The sequence below is a fragment of the Aquibium sp. A9E412 genome (assembly GCF_030398335.1).
Classification (GTDB): Bacteria; Pseudomonadota; Alphaproteobacteria; order Rhizobiales; family Rhizobiaceae; genus A9E412.
Genome location: NZ_JAOAOP010000005.1, coordinates 85,163 through 100,316 on the forward strand (window position 1 = coordinate 85,163; position 15,154 = coordinate 100,316).

At 71.0% G+C, this 15,154-nt stretch carries 14 protein-coding genes; 4 read left to right on the top strand and 10 right to left on the bottom strand.

The genetic code is table 11. From position 1 onward, the window contains the following. Nucleotides 1-2: 2 nt before the first annotated feature. A complete protein-coding gene (locus N1F89_RS04160) occupies nt 3-917 on the bottom strand; it encodes a diacylglycerol kinase family protein (RefSeq protein ID WP_290081730.1) in 915 nt (304 codons plus the stop codon). Between the two features lie 236 nt (nt 918-1,153). On the opposite strand from N1F89_RS04160, the gene N1F89_RS04165 reads away from it, so the two are divergent. From N1F89_RS04165 to N1F89_RS04180, 4 genes are all read left to right on the top strand, one after another. Continuing rightward, nucleotides 1,154-2,491, top strand: a complete 1,338-nt coding sequence (locus N1F89_RS04165; RefSeq protein WP_290081733.1) for a PRC-barrel domain-containing protein — start codon at nt 1,154-1,156, stop codon at nt 2,489-2,491. A 188-nt stretch (nt 2,492-2,679) separates the two neighbouring features. After that, nucleotides 2,680-3,612, top strand: a complete 933-nt coding sequence (locus N1F89_RS04170) for a ring-cleaving dioxygenase (protein WP_290081735.1) — start codon at nt 2,680-2,682, stop codon at nt 3,610-3,612. 11 nt (nt 3,613-3,623) lie between these two features. Then, nucleotides 3,624-4,259: an alpha/beta hydrolase gene (locus tag N1F89_RS04175; RefSeq protein ID WP_290081737.1), complete on the top strand. Its 636-nt coding sequence runs from the start codon at nt 3,624-3,626 to the stop codon at nt 4,257-4,259. Beyond that, nucleotides 4,256-4,570: a GNAT family N-acetyltransferase gene (locus N1F89_RS04180; RefSeq protein ID WP_290081740.1), complete on the top strand. Its 315-nt coding sequence runs from the start codon at nt 4,256-4,258 to the stop codon at nt 4,568-4,570. The genes N1F89_RS04175 and N1F89_RS04180 overlap by 4 nt, the downstream gene beginning before the upstream one ends. 115 nt (nt 4,571-4,685) lie before the next feature. Here N1F89_RS04180 and N1F89_RS04185 read toward each other — a convergent pair whose 3' ends face one another. The 9 genes from N1F89_RS04185 to N1F89_RS04225 form a co-directional block, all read right to left on the bottom strand. After that, nucleotides 4,686-6,278 (bottom strand): hydantoinase B/oxoprolinase family protein, encoded by a 1,593-nt coding sequence (locus tag N1F89_RS04185; protein ID WP_290081743.1) that lies wholly within the window; start codon nt 6,276-6,278, stop codon nt 4,686-4,688. Between the two features lie 35 nt (nt 6,279-6,313). Continuing rightward, nucleotides 6,314-7,411, bottom strand: coding sequence for a M24 family metallopeptidase (locus N1F89_RS04190; RefSeq protein ID WP_290081746.1), 1,098 nt, complete (start codon nt 7,409-7,411; stop codon nt 6,314-6,316). Between the two features lie 105 nt (nt 7,412-7,516). Further along, nucleotides 7,517-8,353, bottom strand: coding sequence for an aspartate/glutamate racemase family protein (locus N1F89_RS04195; RefSeq protein WP_290081747.1), 837 nt, complete (start codon nt 8,351-8,353; stop codon nt 7,517-7,519). Nucleotides 8,354-8,374: 21 nt separating this feature from the next. Next, complete coding sequence (locus N1F89_RS04200) at nt 8,375-10,039, bottom strand: hydantoinase B/oxoprolinase family protein (RefSeq protein ID WP_290081749.1); 1,665 nt, start codon at nt 10,037-10,039, stop codon at nt 8,375-8,377. An 11-nt stretch (nt 10,040-10,050) separates the two neighbouring features. Continuing rightward, nucleotides 10,051-12,126: a hydantoinase/oxoprolinase family protein gene (locus tag N1F89_RS04205; protein WP_290081751.1), complete on the bottom strand. Its 2,076-nt coding sequence runs from the start codon at nt 12,124-12,126 to the stop codon at nt 10,051-10,053. After that, entirely contained in the window at nt 12,126-12,623 is a 498-nt protein-coding gene (locus N1F89_RS04210) for a GAF domain-containing protein (protein ID WP_290081753.1), read from the bottom strand. Before N1F89_RS04210 ends, N1F89_RS04205 begins: the two co-directional genes overlap by 1 nt. Then, nucleotides 12,616-13,437, bottom strand: coding sequence for an ATP-binding cassette domain-containing protein (locus N1F89_RS04215; RefSeq protein WP_290081755.1), 822 nt, complete (start codon nt 13,435-13,437; stop codon nt 12,616-12,618). Before N1F89_RS04215 ends, N1F89_RS04210 begins: the two co-directional genes overlap by 8 nt. Continuing rightward, nucleotides 13,434-14,324 carry an ABC transporter ATP-binding protein gene (locus N1F89_RS04220; protein ID WP_290081758.1) on the bottom strand — a complete coding sequence of 297 codons (891 nt, stop codon included), beginning with the start codon at nt 14,322-14,324 and terminating at the stop codon, nt 13,434-13,436. The genes N1F89_RS04215 and N1F89_RS04220 overlap by 4 nt, the downstream gene beginning before the upstream one ends. Next, on the bottom strand, nt 14,321-15,154 hold the full coding sequence (locus tag N1F89_RS04225) for an ABC transporter permease (protein ID WP_290081760.1): 834 nt from the start codon (nt 15,152-15,154) through the stop codon (nt 14,321-14,323). Before N1F89_RS04225 ends, N1F89_RS04220 begins: the two co-directional genes overlap by 4 nt.

Here is a 15,154-nt window from a genome sequence, read left to right on the forward strand (position 1 = left end):
GCTCAGGTCTCCGCGCCGTCGGCCGGCACCACCACCTCGAGCGCGCCGGCGTGAATCTTCACATGCGTCTCGCCGTCGAGCGGCTTCAACTCGCCGTCGATGGCGCATTTGAAGCGCCGCCGCGGCGACAGCACGGCGACGTGCACGGCCTTCGCCTCGTGCATCTCGACCTGGTCGTTGGCCCGCCAGCGGCCGAGCGCCATGTTGAGGAAGAAGCGCAGGACGTCGCGGCGGCGGCGCGCGCGGGTGACGTAGACGCCGAGCACACCGCCGTCGGGCGTGTCGGTGTAGGGCAGGTGGCCTTCGCCGTAGGGATTGTTGGTCACCGCCAGTCCCGCCACGGAGACGGTGCGCCTGGCGCCGCCGTCGAGCGCCAGCGCCAGGCGCAGCCGCGGCGGGCGCCAGACGATCTCGAGCGCGGCGCGCGCGGTGGCGCGCAGCTTGCCGAGCTTGGTTTCGAAATGCATGCGCGATCGCACGTCGATCAGCTCCGGGTGCATGCCGAGCGAGTACTGATGCACGAAAGGGTGACCGTTCGCGCTGGCGATGTCGACCCTGCGGCGGCGGCCGGCGGCCAGCGCGCTGACGGCGGCATAGGGCTCGAGCGGGATGCCGAGGCTGCGCGCGAACAGGTTCATGGTGCCGGCGGGCAGGATGGCGAGCGCCTTGCCGCTGTCCATCAGGCGTCCGGCGAAGGCGGAGATCGTGCCGTCGCCGCCGCCGGCCAGCACCGCCTCGGCCTGGTGCGCGCCGGCCGCCGCCTCGAGCGCGGCGGGAATCTCCGCGCCGCTCACGACGCGGATCTCGACGGTGTGGCCGGCGGCGGCGAACTCGGCCGCGATGTGATCGGCCAGCGCGTCGAGGTCCATCGTCGCCAGCGCGCCGCCGTTCCGGTTGAGAACCGCAAGGAAATGCATCGTCCGTCCTTTCCGCCGTGCCCGCTCAGGGCCGTGCGGCCCCTGCGGCAATGGCCGAGGGGCGCTGCGGTTCCGCGAGGCGCGGGCACGGGGCGCGGCGCATCCGCCGGCCGCTGCTCGCGGAACAACTTCCCGTGATCGGCGTTTAGGGCGAGTGATGGCCGCACCCGAACCTTCCCCGCGACGTTCAGACCCGGATGCGACCGTGCAAGGAACATGCACAAGGAGAGACTAACATGATGCGCAATCTCTTGGCGACCACCGCCATCGCCACGCTGGTGGCGACGGGCGCCGTGGCGCAGACGACCGACCCGAGCGCCTCGACCACCGCGCCGACGGCCCAGACCGAGGGCATTAACCAGGCACCCGAGATGGTGGTGCGCGCGGACGGCCACCTGGCCTCCAACATCATCGGCGAGACCGTCTACAACGGTACCGGCGAGGGCGCCGAGAACATCGGCGAGGTCGACGACATCATCATCGGCGAGAACGGCGACGTCGAGGCCGTGGTGATCGGCGTCGGCGGCTTCCTCGGCCTTGGCCAGAAGAAGGTCGCGATCGAGTACGACGTCGTGAAGTGGTCGGAGCTCGACGGCGAGCGCTTCCTGGTGGTCGAGACCACCGCCGACCAGCTCAAGGCGCAGGAAGAGTTCGACGCTGCCGCCTACGAGCCGATGCCGGCCGATGTCGAGGTCAGCGAGACCAGGCCCGCGAGCGAGGAGGATCTCGCTTCCGCGCCGGCCGAGGGCGAGCAGGCCGGCGACCAGCAGGCCGACGAGCAGATGGCGGCCGAGGACGGTGCGCAGTCCGACGACGAGATGGTCTCGGCGCCGTCCGACCGCGACGCCGTCGGCGACGACCAGCAGCAGGCGGCCGATGCGCAGCAGGACAACGCGCAGAGCCAGGACGGCGAGCAGATGGCCGCCGAGGACGAGGCCGCCGGCGAGCAGGACATGGCCGCCAGCGACGAGCAGGCTGCCGACGGGCAGGCGAGCGACGAGATGGCCGCCACCGACGGGCAGGCGACCGAGGACGGCCAGGACGGCGAGCAGATGGCCGCCGAGGACGAGGCCGCCGGCGAGCAGGACATGGCGGCGAGTGACGAGCAGGCCGCCGACCAGCAGGCCGGCGAGGAGATGGCGGCCGAGGACGAGACGGTCATCCGCGACGAGCAGACGGCCGCCGAGGCCGGCGACGAGCAGGTCGGCGAGGAGACCACCGCCGCGATCGACCGCGACGGCCTGAGCCGCATGGAGACCGACCAGATCCGCGCCGAGGAGTTCATCGGCACGACCGTCTACGGCGCCAACGAGGACACGATCGGCGAGATCGGCGACGTCCTGCTGACGGCCGACGGCGAGATCGACGCCATCATCGTCGATGTCGGCGGGTTCCTCGGCCTCGGCGAGAAGGAAGTCGCCATCGGGCTGGACAACCTGGTGTTCCTGTCGGACGACGGCGGCGACCTCTACCTCTACACCGACTTCACCGAGGAGCAGCTCGAGTCGCAGCCGGAGTTCGAGGAGGACGCCTATGCCGACCGGCGCGACGAGATGCGCCTGACCATCCAGTAAGCGTAGGCAACGCGTATTCCGTTGCAGGAAGGGCCCGCGCCGCCGGCGCGGGCCTTTTCGTGCGCGGTATCGAACGAAGCGGCGTCGCGCGTTCGGCGATGGTGAACACTGCATTCGCCCGCGCGGCGTTTTTTGCGCCCGCGTGCCGCGCCATATAGCCTTCGACACGTCCCACGGAGGAACCCGCGATGAACACCGCGATCAAAGGCCTGCACCACGTCACCTCGCTGGCGAGCGACGCGGCGCAGAACAACCGCTTCTTCACCCGCACGCTCGGCCTGCGCCGCGTCAAGAAGACGGTCAACTTCGACGCGCCGGAGGTCTATCACCTCTACTATGCCGACGGCGCCGGCACGCCCGGCACGGTGATGACCTACTTTCCGTTTCCCGGCGCCAGGCGCGGCCGGCGCGGCACCGGAGAGGCGGGCGAGACCGCCTTCGCCATTCCGCAGGGCGCCAGCGCCTTCTGGCAGGAGCGCCTGGCGGCGGCCGGCGTGAGCGGGATCGCCGCCGAGGAGCGCTTCGGCGAGCGGCGGCTCAGCTTTGCCGGGCCGGACGGCGACGGCTTCGCGCTGGTCGAGACGGCCGCCGACGGCCGCACGCCGTGGACCGGCGCCGACGTGCCGGAGGAAGCGGCGATCCGCGGCTTCCATTCCGTCACGCTGACGCTGCGCGAGGCCGGCCCGACCGAGGCGCTGCTCGAAGGCTGGGGCTACGCGGCGGCCGGCGAGGAGGGCCGGCTGCGCCGGCTGGCGCTTGCCGGCGGCAACGGCGCGCACATCCTCGACATCGTCGTCGCCTCGGACGCGCCGCCGGCCGAGCAGGGCGCGGGCTCCGTCCACCACATCGCCTTCGCGGTCGAGGACCGCGCCGCGCAGGCGAAGGTGCAAGAGGCGCTGGCGGCGGCCGGCCACCAGGTGACCCCGGTGATCGACCGCGACTATTTCTACGCCATCTATTTCCGCAGCCCCGGCGGAGTGCTGTTCGAGGTGGCCACGCACGAGCCGGGCTTCGACCGCGACGAGGCGCCGGAGCGTCTCGGCGAGGCGCTCAAGCTGCCCAAGCAGCACGCGCATCTGCGCGCCGAGCTCGAGCGGCACCTGCCGCCGATCGGCGACTGAAGGGGCGGGCGATGACGACCGACGCCTACCCGCACGAGGCACGGCCGGCCGGCGCCGGCCGGCCGCTGGTCTTCCTGTTCCACGGCACGGGCGGCGACGAGACGCAGCTGCTCGGCCTCGCCGACGAGCTGGTGCCCGGCGCCGGCCTGGTGGCGCCGCGCGGCGACGTCTCGGAGCACGGCGCGGCGCGCTTCTTCCGCCGCGCGGCCGAGGGCGTCTACGACATGGACGACCTCGCCCGCGCCACCGACAAGATGCGGCGCTTCGTGTGCGCGCATGTCGAGGCCGCGGCGCCCTCGGCGGTGCTCGGGCTCGGCTATTCGAACGGCGCCAACATCCTGGCGAGCGTGGTGTTCGCCGAGCCGGCGCTGTTCGACGCCGTCGTGCTGATGCATCCGCTCATCCCCTTCGCGCCGCAGATCGCCGGCGAGCTCACCGACCGGCCGATCCTGATGACGGCCGGCCGGCGCGACCCGATCTGCCCGCCGGAGCTGACGGCGCGGCTCGAAAGCCACCTGCGGGCCGCCGGCGCCGCGGTGACGGTGGACTGGCACGAGGGTGGCCACGAGGTGCGGCCGGGCGAGATCGCGGCGGCGCGGCGCTTCCTTGCGCCGTGGCGCGAGACACATGCGGAGGAACGACCGTGACCAACGACAACAGCGCACCGATCACCCTCGAGGACGGCCCGTCCAAGGGCCGCTACGTGCTCGCCATGGACGGCGCGGAGGCCGAGCTCACCTTCACCAAGGTGGGCGCCGGCCAGATCATCCTCGACCACACCGGCGTGCCCGACGCCTTTCGCGGCCGCGGCGTCGGCGAGCGGCTGGTCGAGCACGCGGTCAAGCAGGCGCGCGCGGCCGGCAAGACCGTCATCCCGCTCTGCCCCTTCGCCAAGGCGCAGTTCGAGCGCCACCCCGAATGGGCCGACGTGCTGCGCCGGCCCTCGCAGAAGCGCTGAGCGGCGGACGACCGGAAGCCGAACGGCAATTTCAGCGAAGCGCGGATCGGCTCCGGCTCATGGTCTTGTCGCGCTTGCGGGCGGCGGAGCGGGGTTCCGTCCGGCCGGAAACGGCTCAGCCGGCCGGCCCCCAGCCGCCGCCATTGGCGGTGTCGACGGCGATCTCGTCGCCTGGCTCGACGGCGAGCCCGCTGACGAAGGCGTGGCGCTCGACCGCGCCGTCGCGGCGGTGCACCGACAGGCCGTTGGTGCCGCCCGCCGCGCCGCCCGCCAGGCCCCAGACCGGCTGGCGGTTGCGGCTGTAGCCGGCCGACAGGACGGCGCGGCCGCGCGGCCGGTAGCGCACCGAAAGACCCTTGCCGCCGCGATGCCGGCCGGCGCCCTCGCCGGTCTCGTTCAAGCGCTTGTGGATGACGTCGATGCCGTAGCGCGCCTCGCAGATCTCGACCGGGCAGTTGAAGGTCTCGCCGTGGCTCGCCGAATACATGGCGTCGAGCCCGTCGCGCGTCGCCGTCGCGCCCCAGCCGCCCATCTGCGGTTCGACCATGGTGTAGCGGCGGCCGGTGTCGGGATGATCGCCGGCGATCACCGTGCCGCAGATCGAGGCGAAGTGGCCGGCCGGCAGGCGCTCCGGCATGGCGCGGGCGAGGCACTGCCACAGCATGTCGTAGAGCCGGATGCGCGTCTCGAAATAGTAGCCGTGCGGCGCGGTGCCGGTGGCGTGGAACACGCTGCCCGGCTCGGTGACGACCTCGAGGGGGCGGAACGAGCCGCCATTGGCGAACAGCGTCGGGTCGGTCAGCGCCTTGAAGATCATCTGGGCGGAGATCACGGCGCCGTCGCGGCTGGTGTTGTAGGGCGCGGCGCGCTGCGGCGGGTTGCCGCGCAGGTCGACCAGAAAGCGCTCGGCCGACACGGTGATCGCCGCGCGCCAGATCGCGCCGTCGTCCTGCTCCTCCTCGATCGTGTAGGTGCCGGCCGGCAGCGCGGCGAGGCCGGCGCGGCCGCGCCGTTCGCCCTCCTCGAACAGCGCGGCGAGTGCTGCGCGGTAGGCGGCGAGCCCGTAGCTCTCGACGAGCTGGCGGATGCGCGCCTCCGCCTTGCGGCTGGCGGCCACCTGCGCCCACAGGTCGCCGCGCACGAAGTCGGGCAGGCGCGAGTTGGCCGCGATGATGTCGAACACGGCGCCGATCGGCCGGCCTGCCTCGAACAGCCGCACCGCCGGCAGCCGCAGCCCCTCCTGGAAGATCTCCGTGACATCGACCGCCATCGAGCCGGGCGTGGCGCCGCCGATGTCGTTCCAGTGGGCGATCGAGGCCGTCCAGGCGACGAGGGCGCCCTCGGCGAACACCGGCTGGGCGATGACGACGTCGCTCAGATGCGTGACGCCGCCATAGTAGGGGTCGTTGGTGACGAACAGGTCGCCCTCGCGGATCGCCTCGCGGCCGTGCAGAGCGAGGATGCGCTTGACCGCCTTGTCGAGCACGCCGACGAAGGTGGGAATGCCGGCGCCCGAGGAGACCAGCTCGCCGTCGGCATCGGTGATGCCGGTGCCGACGTCGAGCACCTCGTAGATGATCGGGCTCATCGCCGTCTTGCGAAGAACCGCGAACATCTCGTCGGCGGCGGCCACGAGGCTCGCCTGGATCACCGTGGCGGTGATCGGGTCGCCGGCCTCGGGCGCGGCCGCGGCGGGGCGGGCTGCCATGGGGACTCCTTCCTGCCTGTCCGGCATGCGCCGGCCTAAGCGCCGGCCACGTGGAGGTCGCGCGGCAGATCGGAGAAGATCTCCGGCCCGTCGGCGCGCAGGATGACGATCTCCTCGAGCCGGATGCCGAAGCGTCCCGGCAGGTAGATGCCCGGCTCGATGGAGAACACCATGCCCTCCTCCAGCTCGGTCTCGGAGGTCGAGGTGAGATAGGGCGGCTCGTGGCCGTCGATGCCGAGCCCGTGCCCGGTGCGGTGGACGAAGTAGTCGCCGTAGCCGGCCTCGGCGATGACGCCGCGCGCGGCCGCGTCGACCGCCTTGGCCGGCACGCCCGGCCGGGCAGCGGCGAGCGCGGCCTGAACGGCCCGCTCGACCACCGCGTGCACGTCGCGGTAGCCCTCGGGCGGCCGGCCGACGACGGCCATGCGCGTGATGTCGCTCGGATAGCCGCCCTTGCGCGCGCCGATGTCGATCACCACCGCGTCGCCCTCCTCGAAGCGGCGCTCGCCGGCCTGGTGGTGCGGGAAGGCGCCGTTGCCGCCGCCGCCGACGATGGTGAACAGCGGCGCCGCGCCCTGCTCGGCGAATGCGGCGCGGATCTCGGCGGCCAGCTCGGTCTCCGACAGGCCGGGGCGCAGGGCGGAGAAGGCGCGCTGCATCGCCCGGTCGGCGGCGGTCGCGCTCGCCTTCAGCGCGGCGAACTCCGTCTCGTCCTTGCGCATGCGCAGCGCGCCGACCGTCGCATCGGTGAAGGCATGGCCGGCCTGCGGCAGCGCCTCGAGCAGGGTCAGCGCAAAGTCGGCGCGCATCGTCTCGTCGAGCACGACACGGCGCGCATCGGTGGCGCCGGCATCCGCGAGCGCGGCGGCGAGCGCGGCCTGCGGCCCCTCGGCGTCGCTCCACGGATGGAACGGGATGTCGGTCGCGCCGCGGCTGCCCTCGGCGTTGAGCGCGGGCATCAGGAAGGCTTCGCGCTGCGGCCCGACGAACAGCAGGCAGGGGCGCTCGTCCGGGTGCGGGTGGAAGCCGAGCAGCCACTGCATGTGCGAGCCGGGGCCGAGCGCCACCAGGTCGGTGCCGGTCTGCCGCATCCGTTCGCGCAGGGCGGCCAGTCGTTTCGCCGTGTCGGCCATGGCGGAGGTCCTTTCGATGGTCGGGGTGTGTCCTGGCGGCGCGTGGCGCCGGGCACGGGGCGGCCGGCGGCCGCCCCGTGCGGTCGGTGGTGGCGGGAGCGCCGCTCAGGCGGCCTTGCGCTGCGGGCCGGGCGTTTCGGCCTCGACCACGACGCGGTTGCCGAACACCTCGCCGCCGTCGAACACGCCGATGCGGGCGATCTCGTCTTCCGGCGGCGCCTCGCACGACCATTTGCGGCTCGGAGCCCAGCCGCACTGGCGCTTCAGCACCGCGGCGTACTCGGCCCGCTTGAGCGCGGCGATCGACGGGTCGATGACCGGCACGCCGAGCTCCTTCTCGACCTCGCGGTAGAAGCCGATCTCCATGGTGCAGCCGAGGATCAGCGCCTCGGCGTATTCCTCCTCGACCGCCTTGTGGCCGGCCGCGATCAACCGGCGGCCGGTCTCCTCGTGGTCGCACTGGAACTCGGTGACGCCGAGCTCGACATGGTAGAAGCCCGACAGCCGGTGGTCGTGGCCGTGCTCGCGCACGGTCGAATGCATCTGGTGCACCCACTTGCGGCGGCCGACGATGATGCCGAAGCGGTTGGACAGGCTGGCGGCGATCTCGCAGGAGGCGACGCAGGGTGCCGTCACGATCATGTCGCCGGAGACCTCGCGGGCGTCGTGCAGCGCGGTGTCGTAGAAGCAGCCGATCGCCAGCGCGTCGAAGCCCTCGCGGGCGGCCTGGCGGGCGGCGCGGATGATGCCGCGCGTCACCATCGCCTCGTAGGAGCGGTACTCGATGTGCGTGAAGCCGCCCTCGGCCTCCGGCAGCGAGGTCACATGCACCTCGGTGCCCGGCAGCTTGTGGTCGCGTGCCATGGCGGCGAAGATGTCGTCATAGGCCGCGCTGCTCGCCAGCGGGTTGAGATACATGATCTTGAGCGGTGTTTCGGTCATTTTCTTCCTCCTGAATGGCGGTCAGCCGGCAAAGCCGTAGACCTCCCTTGCCCGCTCCGGCGTCAGATAGCCGTTGCGGATGTCCTGCCGGATCTTGTCCGGGTCGCGCTGCTCGGGATCGCCGACGCCGCCGCCGGTGCCGGTGATGACGCGGATGACGTCGTCCTTGTTGACCGTGAGGCCGGAGACGAAGGCGTACTGCTCCTTGCTGCCGTCGGTGCGCAGCACCTCGACATAGTTGGGCGAGCCCTCGCAGCCGCCGTCGAGCGCCCATGGCGGGAACTTCGAGCGCGTGTAGCCGGCGGTCAGGAAGCCGTTGTCGGCGCGGATGCGGTAGTCCATGACGATGCCGCGGCCGCCGGCGAACTCGCCCTCGCCGCCGGGCGCCAGGTTGAGCTCCATGCGGTCGACGATCAGCCCGTTGCGCGCCTCGTTGACCTCGGCCGGGCAGTTGTAGGTCTCGCCGTGGAAGCCGCAGAAGATCGCCGAGTTGCCGTCATGGCCGTGGCTGGCGCCCCAGCCGCCGAGCTGCGGCTCGATGATGGTGTACTGGCGCCCGGTGTCGGGGTGGGTGCCGCCGATGAAGGTGCCGCACACCGAGGCGAAGTGGCCGGAGGCCAGCCGCTCGGGCATGTGCGGCGCCAGGCAGCGCCAGATGATGTCGTAAACGCGCAGCTCGATCTCGTAGTAGAAGCCGATCGGCGCGGGCTCCCTGGCGTGGAACACCGAGCCCTCGCGGGTGAGCAGGCGGATCGGCCGGAACGAGCCCTCATTGGCCGGCGAGTAGGGGTCGGTCAGCGACTTGAAGATCATCTGCGCGGCGACCATCACGCCGTCGCGGCTGGTGTTGACCGGATTGTTCGACTGGTCGGGATTGTCGCGCAGGTCGACGGTGAAGGCGTCGTCGGTGATGGTGATCTTGACGTTGAAGATGCGCCCGTCGTCCTGCTCCTCCGACAGCTCGAAGGTGCCCTTGGGCAGGTTGGCGAGCTCCTTGAGCGAGACCTGCTCGCCGAAGTCGAGGAACGAGGCCATCGCCTTCTCGAAGGTGCCGACGCCGTATTTGTCGGCCAGCTCGGCGAGCCGCCTGGCACCGATGCGCACCGAGGCGATGGCCGCCCACAGGTCGCCCTCCAGCACGTCGGGCATGCGCGAGTTGACCTTGACGATCTCCATCACCGAGCGGATCGGCTCGCCGCCGTCGATGATCTTGACGGCGGGCAGGCGCAGGCCCTCCTGGAAGATCTCGGTCGCCTCGCCGGACAGCGAGCCCGGCGCCATGCCGCCGACGTCGGAATTGTGCGCGATGTTGGCGGTCCAGGCGATCAGCCGGTCGCCGGCGAACACCGGCATCGCCACGACGATGTCGTTGAGATGGGTGACGCCGCCGTAATAGGGATCGTTGGTCGCGAACACGTCGCCGGGCTTGATCTCGCCGGGCCCGGCGAACTTCTCGACGACCACCTTGACCGCCTTGTCGAGCACGCCGATGAAGGCCGGGATGCCGGCGCCCGAGGAGGCCAGCGCGCCGCGCGCGTCGGTGATGCCGGTGCCCATGTCGAGCACCTCGTAGATGATCGAGCTCATCGCCGTCTTCTTCATCACGGCGAACATCTCGTCGGCGGTCGCCTGCAGCGAGTTCTGGATGATCTCCAGCGTGATCGGGTCGTTGGAACGGTCCGTCATGGCCGCCTCCCTCAAGCTTCGAGATGGATGAGGATGTTGCCGTAGCCGTCGATCTCCACCCGGTTGCCGGGATGGATGACGATGGTGGTGCCGGGATCCTCGACGATGGCGGGGCCGGCGAAGCGCATGCCGGGCTCCAGCTTCGTGCCGTCGTAGATGGTCGCCTCGTGCACGCCCTCGAGCGCATAGTCGACCTTGCGCCGGCCCTTGACCGCGGCCTCCGGCGCGGTGCCGGTCGGCTGCCGTTCGGCCATGGTCAGCTTGCCCACCTCGGCGGCGGCGACGAGATGGATGCCGACCATCTCGACCGGCGCGTCGAGCCGGTAGGTGTATTCGCGCTCGTAGGTCTCGTGGAAGGCGTCCTCGATGGCCGACAGCCGGTCGTCGGTGACGGCGCCGGCGTCGAGCAGCACCTCGGTCGTGTGCTCCTGGTTCTGGTAGCGGAACTTGCCGTAGCGCAGGAAGGTGACGCGGTCGCCGGCGATGCCCTCGGCCTCGAACTGCTTGCGCGCGCGCGCCTCGGTCTCGGCGAACAGCCGCTCGATCCCTTCCGAGGCGCCCGGCTTCAGGTCGGCCAGCCGGGTGACGAAGTAGTCGCGGCGCAGGTCCGACATCATCATGCCCCAGGCCGAGAACACCGAGGCGGCGGCCGGCACGACGACCTTCCTGACGCCGAGCTCGCCGGCCAGCGCCACCGCATGCATGGCGCCGCCGCCGCCGAAGGCGACGAGGGTGAAGTCGCGCGGGTCGTGGCCGCGGTTGAGCGACACCAGCTTGAGCGCGTTGACCATGTTGTTGTTGGCGATGCGCACGATGCCGCGCGCCGCCTCGTCGGCGTCGACGCCGAGCCGCTCGCCGACCGCCCTAATCGCGGTCTCGGCCGCGCCCATGTCGGCCTCGACGTCGCCGCCGCAGAAGTAGTCGCGGTTGATGCGGCCGAGCCACAGATTGGCGTCGGTCGTCGTCGCCTTGTCGCCGCCGCGGCCATAGGCGGCCGGCCCCGGCATGGCGCCGGCCGATTGCGGACCGACATGCAGCTTGCCGAAATCGTCGACCCAGGCGATCGAGCCGCCGCCATTGCCGATCTCGACCAGGTCGACGACGGGCACCATGATCGGATAGCCGGCCGTGGTGCGGTCGCGCTCGATCCAGTAGTCGGTCATGATCTTGACCTGGCCGTCCTCGATCAGCGAGCACTTCGCCGTCGTGCCGCCGATGTCGAGCGCCAGCACGTTGGGCTCGCCGATCAGCTTGCCGAGCTCGGCCGCGCCCCAGAAGCCGGAGGCGGGGCCCGATTCCACCATGGTGATGGGGATCTGCGACACCGCCTCGAGCGAATCGACGCCGCAGTTCGACTGCATGATGTAGGGGCTGCGGGCGAAGCCCTTGTCCTTCAGCCCGCCGGCGAGCCGCGACAGGTAGCGCTCGGCGATCGGCTGCACATAGGCCGACAGAACGGCCGTGTTGGTGCGCTCGTATTCGCGCCATTCGCGGGTGATCTGGTGCGAGGCGACGACCGCGACGTCGTTCCACAGGCGCCGCACCTCGGCGAGCGCGGCCTGCTCGTGCGCCGGGTCGGCGTAGGAATGCAGGAAGCTGATGGCGACGGCCTCGACGCCGTCGGCCCGGAAGTCGTCGAGGATCGCCGGCAGGCCCGACAGGTCGAGCGGGCGCATCTCCTCGCCCTTGTAGCTGATGCGGCCGGGCACCTCGCGGCGCAGGTAGCGCGGCACGAAGGGCTCGGGCTTCTGGTAGTGCAGGTTGAAGAAGTCGGGCCGGTTGCCGCGCGCGATCTCCAGCGTGTCGCGGAAGCCCTCGGTGGTGATGAGGCCGACCTTGACGCCCTTGCGCTCGGTCAACGCGTTGATGACCACCGTGGTGCCGTGCGCCAGGAAGTCGACCTGGGCCGGGTCGACGCCGCCCTTCTCCAGCACCTTGAGCACGCCCTGCTCGAAATCCGGCGGCGTGGTGTCGGACTTGGCGGTGGTGATGCGCGAGACCCCGGCGCCGGGCTCGCTCTCGAAGCAGACGAGGTCGGTGAAGGTGCCGCCCACGTCGGTCGCCACGCGTATCGTCTTGTCGGCCATCATGCGGCTCCCCGGTTCTTGGCTTGCTGCTGCAGAAGGAAGCAGGCTGCCGCCGGCAGCTTCAGCGCCTCGCCGGCGCGCAGCCTGTCATCGGTGTAGAAGCCCGCTTCGTGCAGGCAATTGACGGTGCCCGCCACATGGCCGTCGAGCACGATCGGGATGTTGACGACCGCCTCGCAGCCGAGCGAGCGGATCAGCGGGTGGTCGTCGAAGACGGCGGCGATGCCGTCGATGTCGTTGGCGACGAAGCAGCGCTTTTCCTCGAGCACCTGGCGCGCCCAGTCGGTGGTGTTGACCGGCTTGGTGCCGGACACCGGATAGGCGTCGGGCATGTTGGAGTAGAAGCGCTCGGCGACGCCGCTCGCGAAGTCGAAGCTCATCAGCGTGAACAGCTTGACGCCGAGCGTCGCCTCGGTGAGGCGGCACAGCGCGTCGCAGGCCGGGCCGGGCTGGCCGGTCTCGGCCAGCGCGGCGGTGAAGGGCGCGTAGTCAGGCAAGGGTGGTCTCGCTTTGCTGTTTGGAAAGGCTGTCGCGCAGCCGCTCCTCCTCGCGGGTGACGACGGGCACCGCCGCGATGAGGCCGCGCGTGTAGGGATGGGCGGGGGCGGAGAAGATCCGCTCGACGTCGCCGAGCTCGACCAGCCGGCCCTTCTCGAACACCGCCACGCGGTCGGCGATGTTGCGCACCACCGACAGGTCGTGGGTGATGAAGACGTAGGTCAGACCGCGCCGCCGCTTGAGCTCGTCGAGCAGCTTGAGGATGCGCGCCTGCACCAGCACGTCGAGCGCCGAGGTCGGCTCGTCGAGCACCACCAGGTCGGACTCGCAGGCCAGCGCCCGGGCGATGGCGACGCGCTGGCGCTGGCCGCCCGACAGTGCGGCCGGCGAGCGGTTGCGGTGGTCGGCCGGCAGGCCAACCTCCTCGAGCAGCGCGCCGACGCGGTCCCAGCGGCCGGCCTTGTCGCCGATGCCGTGCACGTCGAGCGGCAGGCGCAGCGAGGCGCCGATCGAGCGCTTCGGATTGAGCGAGGACAGCGGGTTCTGCTGCACGAGCTGGATGGCGCGGCGGTGCGCCAGCGTGCGCCGCTCGGGCAGCGCCTCGCCGCGATAGGCGATCCGGCCGGCGCTCGGCGGATAGATGCCGAGGATCATGTTGGCGATCGTCGACTTGCCGGAGCCCGACTCGCCGACGACGGCCAGGCACTCGCCCTCGGCCACGTCGAACGAGACGTCGGCGACGGCGCGCACCTCGCGCTCGCCGACGTGGAAGGTCTTGCCGACGTCGCGGAGGGACAGCAGCGGGTTGCTCATCGGGCGCCCTCCGGCTCGCCGCAGCCCTCGTGCACGACGAGCGGCGCGTAGTAGTCGTCCGAGGTGTCCTCGATCTCGGGGATGCCGCCGCCGGTGATGCGCGGGATGGCGCGCATCAGGGCGCGGGTGTAGGGGTGGCGCGGGTCCTCGAACAGCGCCTCGGCCGTGCCGTGCTCGACGATGCGGCCCTTGTAGATGACGTAGACGCGGTCGGCGAACTCGCGCACCACGCCGAGATTGTGCGAGATGAACAGCACCGCCGTGTTGTGCTCGATGACCAGATCGCGCATCAGGCTCAGCGTCTGCGCCTGCACGGTCACGTCGAGCGCGGTGCCCGGCTCGTCGGCGATCAGCAGCGAGGGCTCGTTGGCGAGCGCCATGGCGATCATCACGCGCTGGTTCATGCCGCCGGAAAGCTGGAAGGGATAGCTCTCCAGCACACGCGCCGATTCGGCGATCGAGACGTCCTCGAGCAGGCGCGCCGCGCGGGCGTCGGCCGCCTCACGCGTGATCGCCGCGTCGGCGCGCCGGAGCACCTCGTGGAACTGCTCGCCGATGCGGTAGACCGGGTTGAGCGAGGAGGTCGGATCCTGGAAGATCATCGACATGCGCGTGCCGCGCAGCCGGTGGCGCTGGCGCCACGACAGCGCCTCCAGGTCCTGGCCCTCGAACTCGACCAGGCCGTCGACGCGGGCGCTGCGCAGGGTCTGCAGCAGGCCGAGGATGATGCGCGCGGTGACCGACTTGCCGGAGCCCGATTCGCCGACCAGCGCGACGCGCTCGCCGCGGCGGATGTGGAGCGAGATGCCGTGCAGCACCTCGATCAGGCCGCTGTAGGTCTTGAACGACAGGTGCAGGTCGCGGATGCGCAGGGTGGGCGGGGTCACTGGTCCACTCCCAGGATTTCGCGCAGCGCGTCGCCGAGCAGGTTGAAGCCGAAGACCGCGATCAGGATGGCCATGCCGGGAAACACGGTGAGCCACCAGGAGTCCGGCAGGTACTTGGCGCCGTCGGCGACCATCGAGCCGAGGTCGGGGGTGGGCGGCTGCACGCCAAGGCCGAGGAAGGACAGCGATGAGGCGATCAGGATGACGAAGCCGAGGTCGAGCGTCATCTTGGTGAGAACGGCCGGCACGCAGTTGGGCAGGATCTCGCGGAAGACGACGTGCAGCCGCGAGGCGCCGATCACCTCGGCGGCGAGCACGTAGCCCTCCTCCTTCTCGCCGCGCGTCAGGTTGTAGACGAGGCGCGTGTACCACGGCCACCACATGGCGGTGACCGCCAGCATGCCGTTGGTCAGCGTCGGCTCGAGCAGGCCCATCATCGACATGGCCAGCACCAGCGGCGGGATCGACAGGAAGACGTCGGTGATGCGCATCAGCACCGCTTCCGTCCAGCCGCCGAAATAGCCGGCGACCAGGCCGATGGTGACGCCGATCGGCACCGCGATGGCGAGCACGACGATGCCGAGCATCAGCGAGATGCGGTAGGCGTAGATGACGCGCGAGAACAGGTCGCGGCCGACCAGGTCGGTGCCGAACAGATAGGGCCAGCCGGGCGCCTTGTTGAAATTGGCGAAGTCGACGACGGCGCCGCGATGCTCGGGGAAGGGCGCGATGAAATCGGCGAAGACGGCCGACAGGACGACGAGCGCGACGAGCGCGACGCCGAGCGCCGACAGCGGATTGGCGATCAGGATGGCGGCGGTTCGCTTCAT

Coding starts and splice junctions, on each gene's coding strand:
- N1F89_RS04160 (WP_290081730.1), bottom strand. CDS start 917: ATGCATTTCCTTGCGGTTCTCAACCGGAACGGCGGCGCGCTGGCGACG.
- N1F89_RS04165 (WP_290081733.1), top strand. CDS start 1,154: ATGATGCGCAATCTCTTGGCGACCACCGCCATCGCCACGCTGGTGGCG.
- N1F89_RS04170 (WP_290081735.1), top strand. CDS start 2,680: ATGAACACCGCGATCAAAGGCCTGCACCACGTCACCTCGCTGGCGAGC.
- N1F89_RS04175 (WP_290081737.1), top strand. CDS start 3,624: ATGACGACCGACGCCTACCCGCACGAGGCACGGCCGGCCGGCGCCGGC.
- N1F89_RS04185 (WP_290081743.1), bottom strand. CDS start 6,278: ATGGCAGCCCGCCCCGCCGCGGCCGCGCCCGAGGCCGGCGACCCGATC.
- N1F89_RS04190 (WP_290081746.1), bottom strand. CDS start 7,411: ATGGCCGACACGGCGAAACGACTGGCCGCCCTGCGCGAACGGATGCGG.
- N1F89_RS04195 (WP_290081747.1), bottom strand. CDS start 8,353: ATGACCGAAACACCGCTCAAGATCATGTATCTCAACCCGCTGGCGAGC.
- N1F89_RS04200 (WP_290081749.1), bottom strand. CDS start 10,039: ATGACGGACCGTTCCAACGACCCGATCACGCTGGAGATCATCCAGAAC.
- N1F89_RS04205 (WP_290081751.1), bottom strand. CDS start 12,126: ATGGCCGACAAGACGATACGCGTGGCGACCGACGTGGGCGGCACCTTC.
- N1F89_RS04215 (WP_290081755.1), bottom strand. CDS start 13,437: ATGAGCAACCCGCTGCTGTCCCTCCGCGACGTCGGCAAGACCTTCCAC.
- N1F89_RS04225 (WP_290081760.1), bottom strand. CDS start 15,154: ATGAAGCGAACCGCCGCCATCCTGATCGCCAATCCGCTGTCGGCGCTC.